2 protein-coding genes are annotated in these 1,536 nt (G+C 66.0%); both read left to right on the top strand.

What is annotated here, in order from left to right:
* A partial coding sequence (locus IVA95_RS34100) for a response regulator (protein WP_247514508.1) occupies nt 1–1,056 on the top strand: 1,056 nt, incomplete at its 5' end.
* A gap of 33 nt (nt 1,057–1,089) precedes the next feature.
* The coding region (locus tag IVA95_RS34095; RefSeq protein ID WP_247514507.1) for a chemotaxis protein CheW at nt 1,090–1,536 on the top strand (447 nt) is incomplete at its 3' end.

The raw sequence follows: 1,536 nt of genomic DNA, 5'->3' as shown, positions 1-1,536 counted from the left end.
ACCCAGGTCGGCAGCCAGACCTTCGGCATCGTGGTCGACGGCGTGTTCCACACCGAAGAAATCGTGGTCAAGCCGATGTCGACCAAGCTGCGGCACATCGACATGTTCTCCGGCAACACCATTTTGGGCGATGGCGCCGTGATCATGATCATCGACCCCAACGGCATTGCCAAGGCGCTCGGCGCCTCCGGCTCCTCGGCCCATGAGATGGCCGACGAGGCCTCCGCCGCGCATGGCTTCGGCAGCGAGCAGCTCACCTCGCTGCTGGTGTTCCGCGCCGGCTCAAGCCAGCCCAAGGCGGTGCCGCTCGGCCTCGTCACCCGGCTGGAGGAGATCGCCACCGACAAGATCGAGCTGAGCAACGGCCGCTACATGGTGCAGTACCGCGAGCAGCTGATGCCCTTGGTGCAGATGGCCGGCGTCACCGTGCAGACCTCCGGCGCGCAGCCGATCCTGGTGTTCGCCGACGACGGCCGCTCGATGGGGCTCGTGGTCGACGAGATCATCGACATCGTCGAGGAGCGGCTGCACATCGAGGTCGCCGGTCAGCAGGACGGCATTCTGGGCTCCGCCGTGATCAAGGGCCAGGCCACCGAGGTGATCGACGTCGGCCACTTCCTGCCGATGGCGTTTGCCGACTGGTTCTCGCGCAAGGAGATGCGGGCCTCGTCGATGGCGCAATCGGTGCTGCTGGTCGATGACTCCGCCTTCTTCCGCAACATGCTGGCGCCGGTCTTGAAAGCCGCCGGCTACAAGGTGCGGGTCGCCGTCAACGCGCAGGAGGGGCTTTCGGCACTGCGCTCGGGCCAGAACTTCGACGTGGTGCTGACCGACATCGAGATGCCCGACATGAACGGCTTCGAATTCGCCGAGACGATCCGCGCCGACAACAATCTGGGCCAGCTGCCGATCATCGCTTTGTCCTCGCTGGTGTCGCCGGCGGCGATCGAGCGCGGGCGGCAGGCCGGCTTCCACGATTACGTCGCCAAGTTCGACCGTCCCGGGCTGATCGCGGCGCTGAAGGAACAGACCGCCGAGACTAGGCGCGCGGCGTAAGCAAGCTTGGCCGGGGCATAAGGAAGTTAGACCATGACAACCAAGACCGAGACCATCGAGGGCACCGTGGCCGAATACGTCACCGCCGTGATCGGCGGGCAATTGTTCGGCCTGCCGATCTCGCGGGTGCAGGACGTGTTCATGCCGGAACGGCTGACGCGGGTGCCGCTGTCGTCGGCCGAGATCGCCGGCGTGCTCAATCTGCGCGGCCGCATCGTCACCGTGGTCGACATGCGCGCCCGCTTGGGCTTGCCGAAGAACGACGACGGCAAGCCGCCGATGGCGGTCGGCGTCGATTTGCGCGGCGAGTCCTACGGCCTGTTGATCGACCAGATCGGCGAGGTGCTGCGGCTACCCGACAATGGTCGCGAGGAAAACCCCGTCAACCTGGATTCCCGCTTCGCCAAGCTCGCCGGCGGCGTGCACCGCCTCGACGGCCAGCTCATGGTCGTCCTCGACGTCGATCGCGTTCTCGAAATC

Source organism: Bradyrhizobium sp. 157 (assembly GCF_023073815.1).
Taxonomy (GTDB): domain Bacteria; phylum Pseudomonadota; class Alphaproteobacteria; order Rhizobiales; family Xanthobacteraceae; genus Bradyrhizobium.
The sequence above is the reverse complement of the archived record's forward strand: the minus strand, read 5'-3'. Positions and strand labels throughout refer to the sequence as shown.